General features: G+C 67.6%; 16 protein-coding genes. 9 read left to right on the top strand and 7 right to left on the bottom strand.

Annotated elements, in window-relative coordinates:
• Positions 1-43: 43 nt before the first annotated feature.
• Positions 44-1,864, bottom strand: a complete 1,821-nt coding sequence (gene typA / locus CBM2588_RS10460) for a translational GTPase TypA (protein ID WP_012353096.1) — start codon at positions 1,862-1,864, stop codon at positions 44-46.
• Positions 1,865-2,077: 213 nt separating this feature from the next.
• Between typA and CBM2588_RS10465 the strand changes: the two genes are divergently transcribed.
• The 9 genes from CBM2588_RS10465 to CBM2588_RS10505 all read left to right on the top strand — a co-directional run bounded on the left by CBM2588_RS10465 (position 2,078) and on the right by CBM2588_RS10505 (position 11,622).
• Positions 2,078-2,560 (top strand): MarR family winged helix-turn-helix transcriptional regulator, encoded by a 483-nt coding sequence (locus tag CBM2588_RS10465; protein ID WP_115680479.1) that lies wholly within the window; start codon positions 2,078-2,080, stop codon positions 2,558-2,560.
• Positions 2,561-2,669: 109 nt separating this feature from the next.
• Positions 2,670-4,226, top strand: coding sequence for an AdeC/AdeK/OprM family multidrug efflux complex outer membrane factor (locus CBM2588_RS10470; RefSeq protein WP_115680480.1), 1,557 nt, complete (start codon positions 2,670-2,672; stop codon positions 4,224-4,226).
• Positions 4,227-4,270: 44 nt separating this feature from the next.
• Positions 4,271-5,539: an HlyD family secretion protein gene (locus tag CBM2588_RS10475; RefSeq protein WP_115680481.1), complete on the top strand. Its 1,269-nt coding sequence runs from the start codon at positions 4,271-4,273 to the stop codon at positions 5,537-5,539.
• Positions 5,540-5,541: 2 nt separating this feature from the next.
• Positions 5,542-7,164, top strand: coding sequence for a DHA2 family efflux MFS transporter permease subunit (locus CBM2588_RS10480; protein WP_115680482.1), 1,623 nt, complete (start codon positions 5,542-5,544; stop codon positions 7,162-7,164).
• Between the two features lie 181 nt (positions 7,165-7,345).
• The gene (locus CBM2588_RS10485; RefSeq protein WP_115680483.1) at positions 7,346-8,134 is read left to right on the top strand and encodes an IclR family transcriptional regulator; all 789 of its coding nucleotides are present in this window, start codon (positions 7,346-7,348) and stop codon (positions 8,132-8,134) included.
• Between the two features lie 21 nt (positions 8,135-8,155).
• Complete coding sequence (gene pepE / locus CBM2588_RS10490; protein WP_115680484.1) at positions 8,156-8,866, top strand: dipeptidase PepE; 711 nt, start codon at positions 8,156-8,158, stop codon at positions 8,864-8,866.
• Positions 8,867-8,907: 41 nt separating this feature from the next.
• A complete protein-coding gene (locus tag CBM2588_RS10495; protein WP_115680485.1) occupies positions 8,908-9,831 on the top strand; it encodes a DUF1177 domain-containing protein in 924 nt (307 codons plus the stop codon).
• Complete coding sequence (locus CBM2588_RS10500; protein ID WP_115680486.1) at positions 9,828-10,580, top strand: AroM family protein; 753 nt, start codon at positions 9,828-9,830, stop codon at positions 10,578-10,580. Before CBM2588_RS10495 ends, CBM2588_RS10500 begins: the two co-directional genes overlap by 4 nt.
• A gap of 49 nt (positions 10,581-10,629) precedes the next feature.
• Entirely contained in the window at positions 10,630-11,622 is a 993-nt protein-coding gene (locus tag CBM2588_RS10505) for a Bug family tripartite tricarboxylate transporter substrate binding protein (protein ID WP_115681460.1), read from the top strand.
• Positions 11,623-11,665: 43 nt separating this feature from the next.
• Here the strand turns inward: CBM2588_RS10505 and truB are convergent, their stop codons facing one another.
• The 6 genes from truB to rluB form a co-directional block, all read right to left on the bottom strand.
• Positions 11,666-12,613, bottom strand: a complete 948-nt coding sequence (truB, locus tag CBM2588_RS10510; RefSeq protein WP_115680487.1) for a tRNA pseudouridine(55) synthase TruB — start codon at positions 12,611-12,613, stop codon at positions 11,666-11,668.
• 82 nt (positions 12,614-12,695) lie between these two features.
• A complete protein-coding gene (gene rbfA, locus CBM2588_RS10515) occupies positions 12,696-13,067 on the bottom strand; it encodes a 30S ribosome-binding factor RbfA (RefSeq protein ID WP_062800512.1) in 372 nt (123 codons plus the stop codon).
• A 60-nt stretch (positions 13,068-13,127) separates the two neighbouring features.
• Positions 13,128-16,019, bottom strand: coding sequence for a translation initiation factor IF-2 (gene infB / locus CBM2588_RS10520; protein ID WP_111517753.1), 2,892 nt, complete (start codon positions 16,017-16,019; stop codon positions 13,128-13,130).
• Between the two features lie 89 nt (positions 16,020-16,108).
• Positions 16,109-17,584 carry a transcription termination factor NusA gene (gene nusA / locus CBM2588_RS10525; protein ID WP_012353109.1) on the bottom strand — a complete coding sequence of 492 codons (1,476 nt, stop codon included), beginning with the start codon at positions 17,582-17,584 and terminating at the stop codon, positions 16,109-16,111.
• The gene (gene rimP, locus CBM2588_RS10530) at positions 17,581-18,069 is read right to left on the bottom strand and encodes a ribosome maturation factor RimP (RefSeq protein ID WP_018007726.1); all 489 of its coding nucleotides are present in this window, start codon (positions 18,067-18,069) and stop codon (positions 17,581-17,583) included. The genes nusA and rimP overlap by 4 nt, the downstream gene beginning before the upstream one ends.
• 302 nt (positions 18,070-18,371) lie before the next feature.
• Complete coding sequence (gene rluB / locus CBM2588_RS10535; RefSeq protein WP_115680488.1) at positions 18,372-20,252, bottom strand: 23S rRNA pseudouridine(2605) synthase RluB; 1,881 nt, start codon at positions 20,250-20,252, stop codon at positions 18,372-18,374.
• Positions 20,253-20,256: the final 4 nt, after the last annotated feature.

Genomic DNA, 20,256 nt, shown 5'->3' on the forward strand with positions numbered 1-20,256 from the left:
CTGGCAGGCGCGGTTTTTTGGGCAGGTCCGGCTGCTCAGGCGCTTATGCGCCTTCGCGGGCGGCACGCTTGCGCTCGTGCTCCTTCAGGTGGCGCTTGCGCAGGCGGATGCTCTTCGGCGTGAGCTCGACCAGTTCGTCGTCGGCGATGAATTCCACCGCGTATTCCAGCGACATCTGGATCGGCGGCACCAGGCGCACCGCTTCGTCGGTACCCGAGGCGCGCACGTTGGTCAGCTGCTTGCCCTTGATCGGGTTGACCACCAGGTCGTTGTCGCGGCTGTGGATGCCGATGATCATGCCTTCATACAGCGCATCGCCCGGCTTGACGAACATGCGGCCGCGGTCCTGCAGCTTCCACAGCGCGTAGGCCACGGCGTCGCCGTCGTCCTGCGAGATCAGCACGCCGTTGTGGCGCTCGCCCAGGCCGCCTTCGCGCACCGGCGCGTAGTCGTCGAAGATGTGGCTGATCAGGCCGGTGCCGCGCGTCAGCGTCAGGAACTCGCCCTGGAAGCCGATCAGGCCACGGGCCGGGATACGGTATTCCAGGCGGGTACGGCCCTTGCCGTCCGACGCCATGTCGAGCAGTTCGCCCTTGCGGCGGCCCAGCTCTTCCATGATGCCGCCCTGGTGGCTGTCTTCGACGTCCACGGTCAGCAGTTCATACGGCTCGCACTTGACGCCGTCGATTTCCTTGAACACCACGCGCGGACGCGACACGGCCAGCTCGTAGCCTTCGCGGCGCATGTTTTCCAGCAGGATGGTCAGGTGCAGTTCGCCGCGGCCGGACACTTCGAAGATGGTGTCGTCGCCGGTATCGGCCACGCGCAGCGCCACGTTGGACTTCAGTTCGCGGTCCAGGCGCTCGCGCAGCTGGCGGCTGGTCACGAACTTGCCTTCACGGCCCGCCAGCGGCGAGGTGTTGACGCAGAAGTTCATGGTCAGCGTCGGCTCGTCCACCTTCAGCATCGGCAGAGCGTCCTGGGCCTCGGGCGCGCACACGGTGCAGCCGATGCCCAGTTCTTCGATGCCGTTGATCAGCACGATGTCGCCGGCTTCGGCTTCCTGCACGATTTCGCGCTCCAGGCCCTGGAACTTCAGCACCTGGTTGATGCGGCCCTTGATCGGGTTGCCTTCCGGGCCGAACTTGACCACCACGTCCTGCAGCGGACGGGCACGGCCACGCGAGATGCGGCCCACGCCGATCTTGCCGACGTAGCTGGAGTAGTCCAGCGAGATGATCTGCAGCTGCAGCGGACCGTCGCGGTCGTCGTCACGCACCGGCACCTTGTCGAGCACGGTCTCGAACAGCGGCTTCATGTCGCCGTCGCGCACGTCTTCGGTCAGGCCGGCGTAGCCGTTCAGGCCCGAGGCGTAGATCACCGGGAAGTCGAGCTGCTCGTCGGTCGCGCCCAGCTTGTCGAACAGGTCGAAGGTCTGGTTGATGACCCAGTCCGGACGCGCGCCCGGGCGGTCGATCTTGTTGATCACCACGATCGGCTTCAGGCCCAGCGCCAGCGCCTTGCGCGTGACGAAGCGGGTCTGCGGCATCGGGCCCTCGACCGCGTCGACCAGCAGCAGCACGCCGTCGACCATCGACAGCACGCGCTCCACTTCACCGCCGAAGTCGGCGTGGCCCGGGGTGTCGACGATATTGATATGGGTGCCGTTGTACTCGACGGCACAGTTCTTCGCGAGAATCGTGATCCCGCGTTCCTTTTCCAGGTCGTTCGAGTCCATCACCCGCTCGGCGACTTGCTGGTTGTCGCGGAAGGTGCCTGCCTGGCGCAGGAGCTGGTCGACCAGGGTGGTCTTGCCATGATCGACGTGGGCGATGATGGCGATATTTCGGATGGCGCGGGTCATTGCTGCGTCTCGCTAAGAACGGGGCCCTCGCAAGGAGGGCCGGAGAATCTGAGGTAACCCAACATTCTAGCATGTTGCGGCGCAAGAAGCGTTGACCGGAACCGCCCCTGGCCTAGGGAAAACATTTGCGGATTCCGCAATGAACAATTTCCTTTCTTGCGGATCGTTAAACGTGAACATATATTTGCCACAGCAAAGATTGCAAAGGCAAAGATGTCACAAGCCCCCTCTCCCATGCCGCCAGCCACGCCGGGCGGCCTGTTCGATCCCGCCCAGTACCATATGTGCGACAGCGTCGGCTATCTGATGCAACGGGCCAAGAACATGCTGGCGCACGGCGTCGAACAGGAGGTCGGCAGCCTGGACATCACCCACGCCCAGGCAAGCTGCCTGATGATGCTGGCCACCGGCCGTGCCTCGACCGTCACCGACCTGGGCCGCGAATTGAACACCGACATGGGCTCGGTCACGCGTCTGCTCAGCCGCATGGAAAAACGCGGCCTGATCGAGCGCCGCCGCCGCGACGCCGACCGCCGCGTGGTCGACCTGTCGGTGACGCCGCAGGGCCAGGAACTGGTGCAGCAACTGCCGGCAATCTTCTGCAAGGTCCTTGCGCACCACTTTCGAGGTTTTTCCGAAGACGAGATCCAGTTGCTGCGCAGCATGCTGCGGCGGGTCATCGCCAACAGCGGGTAGCAGGCTGCGCGCCGGACTTCCGGCACGCCAGATCGTCCGCGTCGGCCGGCCCGGCCGGACACCGTCAGCAGCCCGTAGACACCGTATGGCTCCGCCACGGAGCAACACCATGAAACCAGTTCTTTCCTTCCGATTTAACCGGCCTGCCAGTTCCCGCAAGCTGGCGCGCGGCGTCGGCACGCTGGCGCTGACCGCGATCGCGGCCGCGGCGCTGGCCGGCTGCGCGGCGCTTGGCAATTCGCACAGCACCCAGACCATGGCCGATCCGGCCGCGATGGCGACTTCGCAAACCCTGCCCGGCGAGCACGGCCAGTGGCCGTCGCAGGACTGGGTCGCCCAGTTCAAGGACCCGCAGCTGAGCGCGCTGGTCGACGAAGCGGTCAAGGACAATCCCAGCCTGCAGGCGGCCTTTGCCCGGGTGGAAGCGTCGCGGGCCATGGCCGAGGCCACGCGCAGCGCGCTCTACCCGCACCTGGAGTTCGAAGGCAGCCTGATCCGCCAGCGCTTCTCCGAGAAGGATCTGTTCGAAGGCACGCCGCTGGCGGGCTCGTGGCAGAACCAGTCGCGCCTGCAGGTGGGCTTGTCCTATGACTTCGACTTCTGGGGCAAGCATCACGATGCGCTCGAAGCCGCGCTGTCGGATGACCGCGCCGCCGAGGCCGAAAGCCAGGCCGCGCGCCTGATCCTGGCAACGTCGATCTCGCGCAATTACGCGCGCCTGGCCGCGCTGTATGCGCAGCGCGACGTGGCCGAGCGCGCCATCGCCCAGCGCCGCGACCTGACCGAGCTGTCGCGCCAGCGCCTCGCCGCCGGACTGGACACGCAGGTGGAAACCACCCAGGCGCGCGGCACGGTGGCGGCCTCGCAGACCGACCTGCAGCGCGTCGACGAAGAGATCGCGCTGGCCCGCAACCAGCTCGCCGCGCTGCTGGGCAAGGGCCCGGACCGCGGCCTGCAGATCCAGCCGCCGGTATTGCTGGCCCAGGCTACGCCCACCCTGCCCGACGACCTGACCATCGGCCTGCTGGGCCGTCGCCCTGACCTGGTGGCGGCGCGCTGGCGCGTCGAGGCGGCATCCAAGGACATCAACGTCGCCAGGAAGGAATTCCTGCCCGACGTCAGCCTGACCGCCTTTGCCGGCCTCGCCGCGCTGGATCCTTCGAACCTGCTGATGGGCATCAGCCGCACCTTCGGCATCGGTCCGACCGTGCGCCTGCCGATCTTCGAGGGCGGCAGGCTGCGCGCCAACCTGAAGGGCAAGTACGCCGGCTACGACATTGCCGTGGCCAACTACAACCAGGCGCTGGTCGATGCCCTGCGCGAGACCGCCGATGTCATGACCAGCATCCGCAGCGTCGACAAGCAGATCCAGACCCAGCGCGAAGCGCTGGACCTGGCCGAGCACGCCTACGCGCTGGCCACCACGCGCTACAAGGCCGGGCTCGGGACGCAGCTGACCGTGCTCAACGCGGAAAGCAACGTGCTGCAGCAGCGCCGCCTGGCGACCGACCTGCAGGCGCGGCGGCTGGACCTGCAGATGGGCCTGATGAAGGCGCTCGGCGGCGGCTACCAGGAGCCGGCCGAAGGCCACGAGAGCGTCGCCCATGGTCCGGCGCGGCAGCCCGGCCACACCCAGGGCCACACCCAGGCGGGCGCCCGCGGCTGATCCGCGCACCCGGTGATCGCAGACAAGATTATCCAGAAGACATCATGAGCAACAACCAGCAAGCGGCCGGCACCAACACCCCCCAGCAAGCCACGGCCACCCCTCCCAACGGCAAGCGCAAGCGCATGCTGCTGTCGCTGACCGCGGCGATCGTGGTCGCCGGCATCGGCTACGGCGTGTACTGGGGACTGTATGCCCGCCATTTCGAAAGCACCGACGACGCCTATGTCGCCGGCAACGTGGTCCAGGTCACGCCGCTGGTGGCTGGCACCGTCGTGTCGATCGCGGCCGACGACACCCAGCTGGTCACAGCCGGCCAGCCGCTGATCCAGCTCGACCGCGCCGACACGCAGGTGGCGCTGGAACAGGCCGAGGCCCAGCTGGCACAGGCCGTGCGCGAAGTGCGCACGCTCTACGTCAACAACGGCTCGCTGGCGGCCAACGTGGCGCTGCGCGAAGCCGACGTGGCCAAGGCCCGCGACGACCTGCGCCGGCGCCAAGCCATCGCCGGCTCGGGCGCGGTGTCGAATGAAGAGATCTCGCACGCGCAAGCCGCGCTCAAGGGCGCCGAGTCGGCGCTGCTGGCCGCGCGCGAGCAGCTGGCATCGAACCAGGTGCTGACCGACCAGACCACGGTCGAGAACCACCCCAACGTGCAGCGCGCCGCCGCCAACCTGCGCTCGGCCTACCTGTCGTTCGCGCGCTCGGCGCTGCCCGCGCCGGTGACCGGCTACGTCGCCAAGCGCTCGGTGCAGGTCGGCCAGCGCGTGGCCGCCGGCGCGCCGCTGATGGCGGTGGTGCCGCTGGACCAGGTCTGGGTCGATGCCAACTTCAAGGAAGTGCAGATCACGCATATGCGCATCGGCCAGCCCGTGACGCTGGAAGCCGACGTCTATGGCTCCAGGGTCGAATACCGCGGCAAGGTCGCCGGCTTCTCGGCCGGCACCGGCTCGGCGTTTTCGCTGCTGCCGGCGCAGAACGCCACCGGCAACTGGATCAAGGTGGTGCAGCGCCTGCCGGTGCGTATCGCGCTGGATCCGCAGCAGCTCAAGGACCACCCGCTGCGCGTGGGCCTGTCGATGACGGTCAAGGTCGACGTGCGCCGCGAGGAAGGCGCCGCCATGGCCGCCGCCGCGCCGGCCAGGCCGATGCAGACCGACGTCTATGACAAGGTGGCGCAGGATGCCGACCAGCTGATCGCGCGCATCATCGCCGCCAACAACGGCGGCCGCGGCACCGGCCTGTCCTCGGCCAGCGCCGCTCACGCCAACGCCGCCAAGTCCCCCAAGTCCGCCAAGCCCGCCAATACCTGATCATGGCCACCTCCCCATCCGCCGCACCGGCCGCGCCCGCGGCGCAGCCGGGCGCCGGCCCGGCGCCGGCGCGGGCCCTGCCGCAGCAGCCGCAGCCCCTGACCGGCGGCAAGCTGGTGCTCGGCACCATCGCGCTGTCGCTGGCCACGTTCATGAACGTGCTGGACTCGTCGATCGCCAACGTGTCGATCCCGGCGATCTCGGGCGACCTGGGCGTGGCGCCCAACCAGGGCACCTGGGTCATCACCTCGTTCGCGGTGGCCAATGCGATCTCGGTGCCGCTGACCGGCTGGCTGACCACGCGCTTCGGCGCGGTGCGGCTGTTCATCACCTCGATCCTGCTGTTCGTGCTGGCGTCGTGGCTGTGCGGGGTCGCGCCGAACCTGGAGACGCTGCTGGCCGCGCGCGTGCTGCAGGGAGCGGTGGCCGGGCCGATGATCCCGCTGTCGCAGTCGCTGCTGCTGTCGAGCTATCCGCCCGCGAAGAGCACCATGGCGCTGGCGCTATGGGGCATGACCACGCTGGTGGCACCGATCATGGGCCCGCTGCTGGGCGGCTGGATCTCCGACAACATGACCTGGCCGTGGATCTTCTACATCAACGTGCCGGTAGGCATCGTCACCGCCTACGCCACCTGGGCCATCTACAAGGACCGCGAGACCCCCACCAAGGTGCTGCCGATCGACCGCATCGGCCTGGCGCTGCTGGTGATCTGGGTGGGCTCGATGCAGCTGATGCTGGACAAGGGCAAGGAGCTGGACTGGTTCCACTCGACCGAGATCGTGGTGCTGACGCTGGTGGCGATCGTCGGCTTCCTGTTCTTCCTCGCCTGGGAAACCTATGAGAAGCATCCCATTGTCGATATCAGCCTGTTCAAGGGCCGCAACTTCAGTTCCGGCGTGGTCGCGATCTCGGTGGCGTACGGGCTGTTCTTCGGCAACCTGGTGATCCTGCCGCTGTGGCTGCAGACCATCGTCGGCTATACCGCGACCGACGCGGGCATCGTGATGGCGCCGGTCGGCATCTTCGCGATCCTGCTGTCGCCGGTGATCGGGCGCAACCTGCCGAAGATGGATGCACGCTGGGTCGCCACCGCGGCCTTCATCACCTTCGGCATCGTCAGCCTGATGCGCTCGGGCTTCACCACGCAGGTCGATACCTGGACGCTGATGGTGCCCACGCTGATCCAGGGCGCGGCCATGGCGATGTTTTTCATCCCGCTGACTTCGATCATCCTGTCAGGGCAGCCGCCGGAAAAGATCCCCGCCGCCTCGGGCCTGTCGAACTTCGTGCGGATCACCTTCGGCGGCATCGGCGCGTCGGTCTCGACCACCGTCTGGGAGAACCGTTCGGCCCTGCACCACGCGCAACTGGTCGAGCACGCCAACCCGTACAACCCGGCCTACACCGACCAGCTCAACCACCTGATGCAGATGGGCATGAGCCAGGCGCAGGCGGTCGGCGTGATCGAGCGCAATATCACCCAGCAGGCCGCCATGCTCGGTGCCAACGACATCTTCTGGATCTCGGGCGTGCTGTTCTTCGCGCTGATCGGCTTTGTCTGGCTGACGCGGCCGGCCAGGGGCGGCGGTGGCGGCTCGGCGGACGCGATGGCGGCGCATTGAGCGCGCGGTTCCAGGAGGCATGGAATGGCCCCGGTTCGGGGCCATTTTTTTTGCCCGTATTCGGCCAGGGAAATTTCCCCTTGTGTTCCGCCACCCATCGCCCTATGATTTGCCAACCGAATTACGGAACCCAGGTTCCGAAAAACGGAACCTCAGCAAACAACTTAGGCGGAGAGCCGAAGTGAGCATTCTTGAAGGCGTGGAGAGCGTGCTGGACCTGTTCGGTCACGGCCGCCACGAGATCACGTTCAACGATGTGCTGGATGAACTGGGCCTGGCCAAGAGCTCGGCATCGCGCCTGCTGGCCCAGATGGTCCGCTACCGGCTGCTTGAACTGCAGCCGGCCACGCGACGCTATCGCCCGGGCACACTGGTGATCCGCGCGGCGCATGCGGCCACGCAGGCGCATCCCTTCGACGACCAATGCCGCGAGATCCTCGCCGCGTTGTCGGACTCGACCGGCTTCACGGCCTACCTGTCGATGCTCGACGGCACCGACACCGTGGTGCTGCAGCGCCTGAACGGCAGCAACCCGGTGCAGGTGCTGTCGCCGCCGGGCGCGCGACGCCCGGCCTTCACCACCGCCATGGGCCGCGTGCTGCTGTCGCGCCTGCCCGAAACCGAATTCAGCGCGCGCTATGGCGCCAGCGGCACCCGCAAGCTGCCCGACGCACCGGCCGGATGTCCGGCCACCGTGTCTGAGCTGCGCGAGCGCGTGGCCACGGCCCGCGCCGAGCGCAGCGCCATCGCCGTCAACGAAGGCATGCCGGGCATCGGCGCCGTTGCCACCACGCTGGCGGACCCGCTCTCGGGAGACGTGCGCGGGCTGTGCCTGTCCTTCACCGCGATGCAGGTCAGCCAGGCCCAGGCACGCGCGTTGCGCGAAACGCTGGTGCAGGCGGTGGCGCCGGTCGGGCAGCGCCTGGGCGATCCGCTCTGGCGCCATCCCGGCGACACCGCCACCAAATAGTCATCCCGGCAGCTCAATCCCATGGAACTCCTGTTACTCAGCAACTCCTCCAGCGACGCGGGCTACCTCGTCCACGCCCACGACGCGATCCGCGAACTGGCCGGCGGGCGCGCCCGTGCCTGCTTCCTGCCGTTCGCCGGCGTCACGCGCGACTGGGACAGCTATGAAGCGCTGTTGCGCGACGCGCTGGCTCCGGCCGGCATTGCAGCGCATTCGCCGCACCGGCTCTCCGATGCGGACTGCGTGCGGGCGGTGGAAGCGGCCGAACTGATCGTCATCGGTGGCGGCAACACCTTCCGGTTGCTGCAATGCCTGCGCGAGCGCGGCCTGCTGCCGGTGATTGCACGCCAGGTGGCCGCGGGCGCGGCACGCTATATCGGCTGGAGCGCCGGCACCAATGTCGCCTGCCCCACCATCCGCACCACCAATGACATGCCGGTCGCCGACCCCGGCGGCCTCGATGCGCTCGGGCTGGTGCCGTTCCAGGTCAATCCGCACTACTTCAACCTGGTGGTGCCCGGCTTCCGCGGCGAAACGCGCGACCAGCGGCTGGCCGAGTTCACGGTGCTGCAGCCGCAGACGCCGGTGCTGGGCTTGCCCGAAGGCAACTGGGTGCGGGTCTCGGGCGATCACATGGAGATGGGCGGCGCGCATGGCGCACGCTGGTTCCTTGGCCAGCAGATCGTGGACGTCGCGCCCGGCGCTTTGTCAGTGCCGGCCGCTGCCCTCTGAGCCTCGCCATCCAGTCAAGCAAGCAAGGAACCCCAAGCAAGATGTCCATCAAGCAGGTAATCGAATCGATCGAGCTGCTGTCCGCAGCCAACGTCGCCGGCGAGACCGTTGCCACGTTGTTGCGCGCACGCGGCATCCGCGACGTCACGGTGACACGCGTGGAAGAGAACGGCCTTTACACCGACTTCCTCGCCTGCACCCTGCCCGGCCGCAATCCCGACGCGCCTGCGCTGGGCGTGGTCGGCCGCCTGGGCGGCGTCGGTGCGCGCCCGGCCGTGACGGGCCTGGTGTCCGATGCCGACGGCGCCATCGTCGCCGTCGCCACCGCGCTCAAGCTGGCCGACATGGCCGCCAGCGGCGATGTGCTGGCCGGCCCGGTGCGGATCCATACCCACATCTGCCCGCACGCCGCCACGCGGCCGCACCAGCCGGTGCCAATGATGAAATCGCCCTTCGCGATGCGCACGATGATGTCGCACGAGGTGCATCCCGACATGGCGGCGATCCTGTCGGTCGACACCACCCGCGGCAACCGCTTCGTCAACCGCCGCGGCGTGGCGCTGACGCCGGTGGCCAAGGAAGGCTGGCTGCTGCGCCTGCCGGAGCGGATGCTGGACCTGATGGGCTGGGTCAGCGGCGAACTGCCGTCGGTGCTGCCGCTGACCACGCAGGACATCACGCCGTATGAGAATGGCCTGTGGCATGTCAATTCGATCATGCAGCCGGCTATCGTCACCGCCGCCCCGGTCGTCGGTGTAGCGCTGACCGCGCAGACCACCGTGCCCGGATGCGCCACCGGCGTCACCAACGCCTTCGACATCGATGTGGCGACGCGCTTCTGCATCGAGGTCGCCAAGCAGTTCGGCCAGGGCCAGTGCGCCTTCTACGATGCCGAGGAATGGGCCGAGCTGCAGCGGCGCTACGGCTCGCTCGCGCACTTGCAGACCGTCGGGGCCGCAGCATGACCACGGCCGCCCCGCGCCCGCCGCGCGTGGCCTTCGTCACCATCGGGCAGTCGCCGCGGACCGACGTGGTGCCGCAGATGATGGCCGACCTGGGACTGCCCGCCGAAGTCGAAGAGTTCGGCATCCTCGATGCGCTGAGTCCGGACGCGATCGCAGCGCTGGCGCCCGCCGCCGGCGAGTACCGCTTCGCCAGCCGCCTGCGCGACGGCACCCAGGCGGTGATGGGCAAGCCGGTGGCCGAGGCCATGCTGGCCAGGCTGATGGCCTCGCTGGACGACGGCCGCTTCGACGCGCTGGTCCCGCTGTGCACCGGCACCGCGCTGCCGCCGATGCAGACGCTGGTGCTGGAACCGCAGCAGGTGGTGGACCACCTGACGGTAGCGCTGGCGCAGGGCTGCAAGCGGCTCGGCATCGTGCTGCCGCTGGAGACGCAGGTGAGCGGCTTTCATCTGATCCAGCCGGTGCCCTGCGAACTGCGCGTCACGCATGCATCGCCCTATACCGATAGCGCCGACAGCGATACCGGCCGCTTCGCGCAGGCGGGCGCGGCGCTGCGCGGCTGCGACCTGGTGGTGATGCACTGCATGGGCTACACCGAAGCCATGCGCGCCACGGTGGCGCGCCATGCGGGGGCTCCGGTGCTGCTGTCGAACCGCATGGTGGCACGGCTGCTGGGACAGGTACTGGCTGGTGCGGCGGCCTGCTGGCGCGCCCAAGACCAGATCAGGCTACGAACGCATTCCGGGTAAGGGCAAGCCCGCTGACAGATTGCCCATGACACTGCTGGAGCTGGAAGGCATGGAAAAGGTAGGAAAGTGGAGGAAGCCGCTGGCACGCGGCATGATGTGGATCGGCCTGGCCGCCGCGATGGCCCCGGCCGCGCAGGCGCAGGAATGGAAGCCGGCAAAGCCGGTGCGCCTGCTGGTGGGCTTTGCCCCGGGCGGCTCGGCCGACCTGCTGGCGCGGCTGGTGCAGGCACCGTTGTCGGAAAGCCTGGGCGTGCCGGTGGTGGTGGAAAACGTGCCCGGCGCGGGCGGCAATATCGCCGCCGACAAGCTGGCCAAGGCAGCGGCCGACGGCTACACCATCGGCATGGGTGCCGCCGGCGCGATGGCGGTGACCCACGTGCTCAACCCCAAGGGCACGCCGTACAAGGCCGATGACTTCACCCCCATCGTCATGCTGGCCACGCAGCCCAATGTGGTGATCGTCAACCCGGCCCTGCCGGTCAAGACCATGGCCGACTTTGCCGCGTATGTCAAAAAGACGCCGCAGGTCACCTATGGCACCGCGGGCGTCGGCACCTCGAACCATCTGATCGCCGAGACCATGCTGCACCGCCTCGGCATCGACATGGTCCATGCGCCGTACAAGGGCGCCACGCCGGTGATCACCGACCTGATGGGCGGCCATATCGCCATGACGGTCGATAACATCACCACCGCCGCGGCGCTAGCCAAGAGCGGCAAGGTCAAGGCGCTGGCAGTCACGGGCAGCAAGCGCTCGCCGTTGCTGCCGGAGGTGCCGACGCTGGCCGAGAGCGGCCTGAAGGACTTCAACATGCCGACCTGGCAAGGCATCTTCGGGCCGAAGGACCTGCCGAAGGCGATCGTGGCCCGCTACAACCAGGCCCTGGTTAAGGCGCTGGCGAATCCGGAAGTCAGGAAGAAGATGGCGGAGTTCGGCTCCGAGCCCGTGGGCGATACGCCCGAGCACTTTGCCGGGTTCCTCGCGCAGGATCGCAAGATGTGGGCCGACGTGATCAAGACGGCCAAGGTCACATTGGAATAAGTGCTGTGGGTCGGTGGCAGCGGCTACGACGCCGTCCGCGGGCTCACAGCTTGACCAGCCGCTCCGGCCGCAACGCGCCTTCGCGCATGCGTGCCACCCCCAGCAGCCGCGCCGGCTCGCCGGCATAGACCCGTGCCAGGCCTTGCTCGGCCAGCACGGTGCCGGCCGGCAGGTCCCGCTGGGCAATGCGCTGGCCCTGCAGGAACCGCCCCGCCGCCGCCGCATCCAGCTGCACCGGCACGCATTTCTGCAGCAGGGCATCAACCGGCGCCAGCATGGCCGGGCGCTGCGCATCATCCTGTGCTTCGATCTGGGCCAGCGTCACCGCGCCGTCGAGCGTCAGGTCGCCCACGGCAATGCGGCGCAGCCCGGTCAGATGCGCGCCGCAACCCAGCGCTTCGCCGATATCCTCGGCCAGCGTGCGGATATAGGTGCCCTTGCTGCACGTCACCCGCATCGTGAACGACGGGGCCTCGGGCAAGGCGCAATCCAGCAATGCAATCGAACGGATCGTGATGCGGCGCGCCGCGCGCTCCACGGTCTGGCCGGCGCGCGCGTATTCGTACAGCGGACGGCCGTCCTTCTTCAGCGCCGAATGCATCGGCGGCACCTGCTCGATCTCGCCGACAAAACTCGCCAGCACACGCTCCACCGCGGACCGGTCGCAGGTGACCGCACGCACGTCGAGCAGCTCGCCTTCGGCGTCGCCGGTGGTGGAGCGCGCGCCCAGCCGCACTTCGGCGTCATAGGTCTTGTCCGCTTCCAGCAGGTCCTGCGAGAACTTGGTGGCTTCGCCGAAGCACAGCGGCAGCAGCCCGGTGGCGAGCGGATCGAGGGTGCCGGTATGGCCGGCCTTGGCCGCGCGCAACAGGCGCTTGGCGCGCACCAGCGCGTCGTTGGACGACAGCCCCAGCGGCTTGTCGAGCAGCAGCACACCATGGACCTCGCGGCGCGGCAGGCGCGGCGGACGGTTGGCGTTGGAATCGGTCATCGGGGAACAAGCAGGAGGCGGGTGCGCAACGCGCGGCGACCGCGCCGGGAAAGCCCATGCCTGCCGGCACGGGCGCCCGGCATCAGTCTTCGTCTTTCGAACGCGTGGCGTTCGCTTCGTTGATCAGCCGGGACATCTCGATCGCGTGTTCGACCGAGGTGTCGTGATGGAAATGCAGCGTCGGCACGGTATGGATGTGCAGGCGCTTGAACAGCAGCGAGTGCAGGTAGCCGGCCTTCTCGTTCAGGATGGCGGCGGCTTCGGCCGCGTCGGCGCCCAGCACGGTGAAGTAGACCTTGGCGTGCGCGTAGTCGGGCGTCAGCGTGACCGACTGCAGCGTGACCAGGCCGAGGCGCGGGTCGCGCAGTTCGCGCTGGATCATCTCGGCCAGGTCCTTCTGGATCTGGTCGGAGATGCGGAGATTGCGGGAGGAGATATTGCCTTTCTTGGCCATTCAATACAGTCTGGTCGAGATGACAACGGCAGGCCGAAGCCTGCCGTTGCTTGCGACGCCTTACAGCGTGCGCGCCACCTCTGTGATTTCGTACACCTCGAGCTGGTCGCCTTCCTGAACATCGTTGAAGTTCTTGATCGACAGACCGCACTCGAAGCCTTGCTTGACTTCCTTGACGTCGTCCTTGAAGCGCTTGAGCGAATCCAGCTCGCCGTCGTGGATGACCACGTTGTTGCGCAGCACGCGCACCAGCGAATTGCGCTTGACCACGCCGTCGGTGACCATACAGCCGGCCACCGTGCCGACCTTCGGCACGCGGAACACCTGGCGCACCTCGACCGTGCCGGTGGTGGTTTCGCGCTTCTCCGGCGCCAGCATGCCCGACATCGCCGCCTTGATCTCGTCTACCGCATCGTAAATGATGTTGTAGTAGCGGATATCGATGCCGTTGTGCTCGGCCAGCTTGCGCGCGCCCGCATCGGCACGCACGTTGAAGCCGATAATGACTGCCTTCGAGGCCGTCGCCAGGTTGACGTCGGACTCGGAGATGCCACCCACGCCGCCGTGCACGATCTGCACCCGCACCTCGGCGGTCGACAGCTTCTGCAGCGACTGCACCAGCGCTTCCTGCGAACCCTGCACGTCGGCCTTGACGATCAGCGGCAGCGTCTGGACTTCGCCTTCGGCCATCTGCTCGAGCATGTTCTCGAGCTTGGCGGCCTGTTGCTTGGCCAGCTTCACGTCGCGGAACTTGCCCTGGCGGAACAGCGCGATTTCGCGCGCCTTGCGCTCGTCCGGCAGCACCAGCACTTCCTCGCCGGCGGCGGGCACTTCGGACAGGCCCTGGATTTCGACCGGGATCGACGGGCCGGCTTCCTTGGTGGCCTTGCCGTTCTCGTCCAGCATGGCGCGCACGCGGCCGTAGGCGCTGCCTGCCAGCACCACATCGCCACGCTTGAGCGTGCCGCTGCTGACCAGGATGGTTGCGATCGGGCCCTTGCCCTTGTCCAGCTGCGCTTCCACCACCAGGCCCTTGGCCGGGGCATCCACCGGTGCCTTCAGTTCCAGCACTTCGGCCTGCAGCGACACCTGCTCCAGCAGGTCTTCGATGCCGGCGCCGGTCTTGGCGGACACCGGCACGAACGGCGAATCGCCGCCGTATTCTTCCGGCACCACCTGCTCGGCCACCAGTTCCTGCTTGACGCGGTCCGGGTTGGCTTCGGGCTTGTCGACCTTGTTGATCGCCACCACGATCGGCACGCCGGCAGCCTTGGCGTGCGCGATCGCTTCCTTGGTCTGCGGCATCACGCCGTCGTCGGCCGCGACCACCAGGATCACGATGTCGGTGGCCTTGGCACCGCGGGCACGCATGGCCGTGAAGGCCTCGTGACCCGGGGTGTCCAGGAAGGTGATCACGCCGCGGTCGGTTTCCACATGGTAGGCACCGATATGCTGCGTAATGCCGCCGGCTTCGCCCGCCGCCACCTTGGTGCGGCGGATGTAGTCCAGCAGCGAGGTCTTGCCGTGGTCGACGTGACCCATGACGGTGACCACCGGCGGACGCGGCAGCAGTTCGGCGTCTTCGTGCTCTTCGCCGTCGACCACCAGCAGCGCTTCCGGATCGTCCAGCTTGGCTGCGTACGCCTTGTGGCCCATTTCTTCCACCACGATCATGGCGGTTTCCTGGTCCAGCACCTGGTTGATCGTCACCATCTGGCCGAGCTTCATCATCTGCTTGATGACCTCGGATGCCTTCACCGCCATCTTGTGGGCCAGGTCGGCCACCGAGATGGTTTCGGGCACGTGCACTTCGCGCACCACCGGTTCGGTCGGCGCCTGGAAGTTGCTGCGGCTGTCGTCATGCTGCTGCTGACGGCCGCCACGGCCGCGCGGGCCACCGCGCCAGCCGCCCACGCCGCCCGACGAATCGCCGCGCGTCTTCAGGCCGCTGCCCTTCTTGCGGCTGCCTTCGTCCTGCCACGTCGACGAGGTGCCGGCCTTGACGACCTTGCCCTTCTTGTCGGTAGTGGTGGTGGCGGTGGCGGTCACCGGCTTCTTCTCGCCCGGCTTGGCTTCGGTGCCGGCCGGCTTGACCGGCTTGTGCAGCGTACCGGTCTGCTCGGCCTTCTTTTCCTCGGCCTTGCGCTCGGACGGCGCCTTCAGCACGCGGGCCGGCGCGTTCAGCATCTGCTGGATCGCACGGGCTTCGGCTTCGGCAGCCTCGCGGCGCTTGCGCGCGGCGATTTCCTGCTCGGCGCGGGCCTTGTCGGCGGCAGCCTTGGCCTCGTCGGCAGCCTTCTGCGCCTCGGCGCGTTCGGCGGCGACGCGGGCCTTCTCGTCCTCGGCCTTCTTGCGCGAGGCGTCCTCGTTGGCTTCGGTCACGGCGCGCGACGCGGCAGCCTCTTCCTCGGCCTTGCGGGCAGCGAGTTCGGCCTGGCGGCGCTGTTCGGCCTCGAGTGCCTCCTGGCGCGCGCGGCGCTCGGCTTCCTCGCGCTCGGCGGCCTCGCGCGCGGCCTTGGCCTCGGCTTCCTGGCGTGCCAGCTGTTCGGCCTGGCGGCGCTCTTCCGCTTCGCGGCGCGCCTCCTCGGCGGCGTCGACGACCTGGGCCTGGGCCTCGGCGCCATCGGCCTGCGATTCCGGCGCAGCGTCGTCGCGCTTGATCAGCACGCGCTTCTTGCGCACTTCCACCTGGACCGTGCGGGTCTTGCCGGTGGCGTCCGACTGGCGGATCTCCGAGGTTTCGCGCTTGGTCAGTGTGATCTTCTTGCGGGCGCTGTCGTCGGCCTGGCCGTGCGAGCGCTTCAGATAGTCCAGCAGCCTGGTCTTATCCGATTCCGTGATGATGTCTTCTGGCGTCGCTTTGCCCACCCCAGCCGCCTGCAATTGTTCCAGCAGGGCAGCTGCGCTGCGACTCAGTTCTGCGGCCAGTTGGGCAACTGTTGTGCTTGCCATTCAAACCCTTTCAATGCTTGGTTTCTACGTCGGGACAAATTGTTGCGGAAAGCGCGCCCTGCCCGGTTTCAGCGGCCAGGGCGTGTCCCTCAGTTGAACCAATGTTCCCGTGCTTTCATGATCAGCGACTTGGCTTCTTCCTCGCTGACACCGGTCATCTCGACCAGCTCGTCCACGGCCAGTTCGGCCAGGTCGTCACGCGTATGGATATCGCCTTCGGCCAGCTTGCCGATCAGTTCCGGGTTGAGGCCGTCGAGCGAGCGCAGGTCCTGCGACACCTCTTCCACCTTTTCTTCCCGGGCCAGTTCCATCGTCAGGAGCGCATCACGCGCGCGATTGCGCAGCTCGTTGACGGTGTCTTCGTCAAAGGCCTCGATCTCCATCATTTCACTGATGGGGACATAAGCCACTTCTTCCAGCGTGGAGAAGCCTTCCTCGATCAGGATGTCCGCGACTTCCTCATCCACGTCCAGCTTGGACATGAACAGCTTGCGCACCACATCGCTCTCTTCGGCCTGCTTCTGCGCCGATTCTTCCTGCGTCATGATGTTGATCTGCCAGCCGGTCAGCTCGGACGCCAGGCGCACGTTCTGACCGCTGCGGCCGATGGCGACGGCGAGGTTTTCCTCGTCGACCACCACGTCCATGCTGTGCTTCTCTTCATCGACAACGATCGACTGCACCTGCGCAGGTGCCAGCGCGCCGATCACAAACTGCGCCGGGTCTTCGGACCACAGCACGATATCCACCGCCTCGCCGCCGATCTCGTTGCGCACCGCGGTGACGCGCGTGCCGCGCACGCCCACGCAGGTGCCGATCGGGTCGATGCGCTTGTCATGCGCCACCACCGCGATCTTGGCGCGCACGCCGGGGTCGCGGGCAGCCGCCTTGATTTCCAGCAGGCCCTGTTCCATTTCAGGCACTTCGTTCTCGAAGAGCTTGATCAGGAAGTCAGGGGCGGTGCGCGACAGTTCGATCTGCGGGCCGCGCGCGGCACGGTCGACATTCAGGATATAGGCGCGCACACGGTCACCGGTGCGCAGGTTTTCCTTGGGAATGATCTGGTCGCGGGCCAGCAGCGCCTCGACGCGGCCGGATTCGACGATCAGGCCCTTCTTGTCGGCGCGCTTGACCGTGCCGGTCATGATCTTTTCGCCGCGATCGAGGTAGTCGTTCAGGATCTGCTCGCGCTCGGCATCGCGGATGCGCTGCAGGATCACCTGCTTGGCGGCCTGCGCGCCGATGCGGCCGAACTCGACCGACTCGATCTGCTGCTCGATATAGTCACCCAGCTCGATGCTCGGGTTTTCCTCGCGGGCCTCGAACAGCAGGATCTGCTTGTCCGGCTCCTGCAGGCCCAGCTCGTCGGGAACGACCAGCCAGCGGCGGAAGGTTTCATGCTCGCCCGACTCGCGATCGATCGCGACACGGATATCCACGTCTTCCTCGAAACGCTTCTTGGTGGCCGAGGCGAGCGCCGCCTCCAGGGCACCGAATACCACATCCTTGTCGACGTTCTTCTCACGCGCAAGCGCATCGACGAGCAACAGAACTTCGCGGCTCATTGCTTGTTCCCTTTTCTTTGATTTCCTTTGAAGTCGATCACCGGCACCAGGCGTGCCTTGTCGACATCGGATACGGCAAATTCCAGCAGCGCCGGGCCATCCTTGCCCTCGAACTCCAGGCCGATCTTCTCTTCGCCCGCCGCGCCGGTGGGCTCGCGCAGGATGCCTGTGAAGTTCTTCTGTCCGTTGACGGGCAGGCGCAGCGTCACGCGCGCCTCCGCGCCGGCAAAGCGGATGAAGTCGGCCAGCTTCTTCAGCGGCCGGTCCAGTCCGGGCGACGAGACCTCGAGGCGTTCATAGTCGACGTTCTCGACCGTAAACACGTGGGTGAGCTGGCGGCTCACCTTTTCACAATCCTCGATGGCAATGCCGGTTTCAGGCTGATCGATATAGACACGCAGCAATCCGGCCGGGGCACGCTCGAGCTCGACCAGCTCATATCCCATGCCGCTTAGGGTGGTTTCGATCAAATCTGCCAGATGCACTGTTATCCCGAGTAATGGCCATCAACACCGTGGCAGGCAAACCCGCCGGTGCCGTCCGGGACGACCCTGCTGCAGCGCTGCCTGTCCGCCACCCCTTCCGCCCCAGGCGGAAGCACCGAAAACGGGCGAACCAAAAAAAAATGGGCGCAATGCCCATCATTCGCCCATCCTCGGACGAGGATGGCTTTTTGAATAGACTTGAATTATACGCGGATTATGTCGAAAAGGCAAAAGCCAGACATTTCCGCGCACCGCATGCGGCGCAGGCAGGCGTTATGCCCGCCATGCGCCGCGTACGGCGCTTACCGATTGCCGCCGCGGTTGCCACCACGATTGCCGCTGCCACCACGCTGCGAACGGTTGCCACCCGACTTGGCTGCCTTCGGCATCACGTTGCCATTGGCCTCGCCGCCGCGGCGGGCCTTGCCCTGCCCCTGGCCGGCCTGGCCCCTTGCACCGCCCAGCCCACCCATGCCGGCACCGCCGCCACGTCCCTGCCGCGCGCCGGCGCCGCGACCTCCGCCGAGGTTGGCGGCGTGCGAAGTGAGCAGCGTCGGCCCGTGGCTGATATAGCCCATCGACGTCTTCATCGGATCCGGCTGGCTGCTGCGGCTGCCGCCGCCACCGCCGCGAGGACCGCTCTGCTCGAAGCGCGGCAGGCCGTCCATGCCGGTATGCATGGGCATGCCGGCAATCGCCGCCTCGGTGCGCTGCTTGCGCCCGCCCACCTTGGTGGCGCCCTTCGGCGCCTGCTCGCCCTTGCCGGGCACCTTCAGGCCGACGCTGGTCATCAGCGCCTTGACGTCATTCGGCTCGACTTCCTGCCAGCGACCGCGCTTGAGGCCGCGCGGCAGCAGGAACTGGCCATAGCGGGTGCGGATCAGGCGCGACACGGTCAGGCCGACCGCCTCGAACATGCGGCGCACTTCACGGTTGCGGCCTTCGGTCAGGGCCACGTGGTACCAATGGTTGGCGCCTTCGCCGCCACCGTCGGCAATGCGCAGGAAGTTGGCCTCGCCGTCATCCAGCTTGATGCCGTGCAGCAGGCGCTGGCGGTCGGCTTCGGCCAGCTCGCCCAGCGTGCGCACCGCGTATTCGCGCTCGACGCCGTAGCGGGGATGCATGAACCGGTTGGCGATGTCGCCCGAGGTGGTGAAGATCAGCAGGCCTTCGGTGTTGAAGTCAAGGCGGCCGACCGCGACCCACTTGCCGGTCTTGATGCGCGGCAGGTTATCGAACACGGTCGGACGGCCTTCCGGATCGGACTGGCTGACGATCTCGCCGGCAGGCTTGTGATACAGCAGCACGCGCGGCGGCTTGGTCGACACCTTGCGGTGGATCAGCTTGCCGTTCACGCGGACCTGGTCGGCCGGCAGGATGCGCTGGCCGATATGGGCGGGCAACCCGTTGACCGAGACGCGGCCCTGCAGGATCAGCTCTTCCATCTCGCGGCGCGAGCCCAGGCCGCCCTCGGCCAGCACCTTGTGCAGCTTGGGGGCGTCGTCTTCGGCGGACAGCTCGCGCACCGGCTTGGCCTTGGTGCGCGGGATGACGGTGTCTTCGCTGTCGTACTGCTCGGAAATGACGAAGCGGAACAGGTCTTCGCTGCTCGCCGCGGCCTTGTCGCCACCGCCCTGGCCCTTGCGCGCGGCCTGCGGCTTGCCGCCATCCTTGCGCCGGCCCTGCTGGCGCGCGCCGGCGCCCTGGGAGTCGCCGGTCGGCGCGGGCTTGCCGCCGCGCGGTCCCTGCTTGCGCTTGCGGGCCGGCTGCTCCGGCTTGTCGGCGCCTTCGGCGCGGGCCGCGCGGTCGATCTTGTCTGCCTTGGTGCCGCCCTGACTGCCCTGCCCACCCTGCCCGCCTTCGCCCTGGCCCGTCTTGCGCTTGCCGCGGCCGCGCTGACCGCCGCGCCCGGCACCGGCGGCGCCCGCGCTGGCGGGGGCACCCGCCTCGCCGGCATCGCCCTGGCCGGCCGCGCCGGCGCCTTCGGCGCCCTCGGCGCGATCCTGCGCCGCCTGGCGGCGGGATGCCACCAGGTTCCTCAGACCGCGGCGCAGCCCCTTGCGACGGGGCGCGGCGTCGCTGCCCGTTCCGGGTTCTGCGGCGCCGGTGTCGGCGGATGCGCCCGCATGGCGGGCGTCTTGCTCAACGGAATCAGACAAGATATTCACTATCGGATGTTGCATGTTG

Source organism: Cupriavidus taiwanensis (assembly GCF_900250075.1).
Lineage (GTDB): Bacteria > Pseudomonadota > Gammaproteobacteria > Burkholderiales > Burkholderiaceae > Cupriavidus > Cupriavidus taiwanensis_C.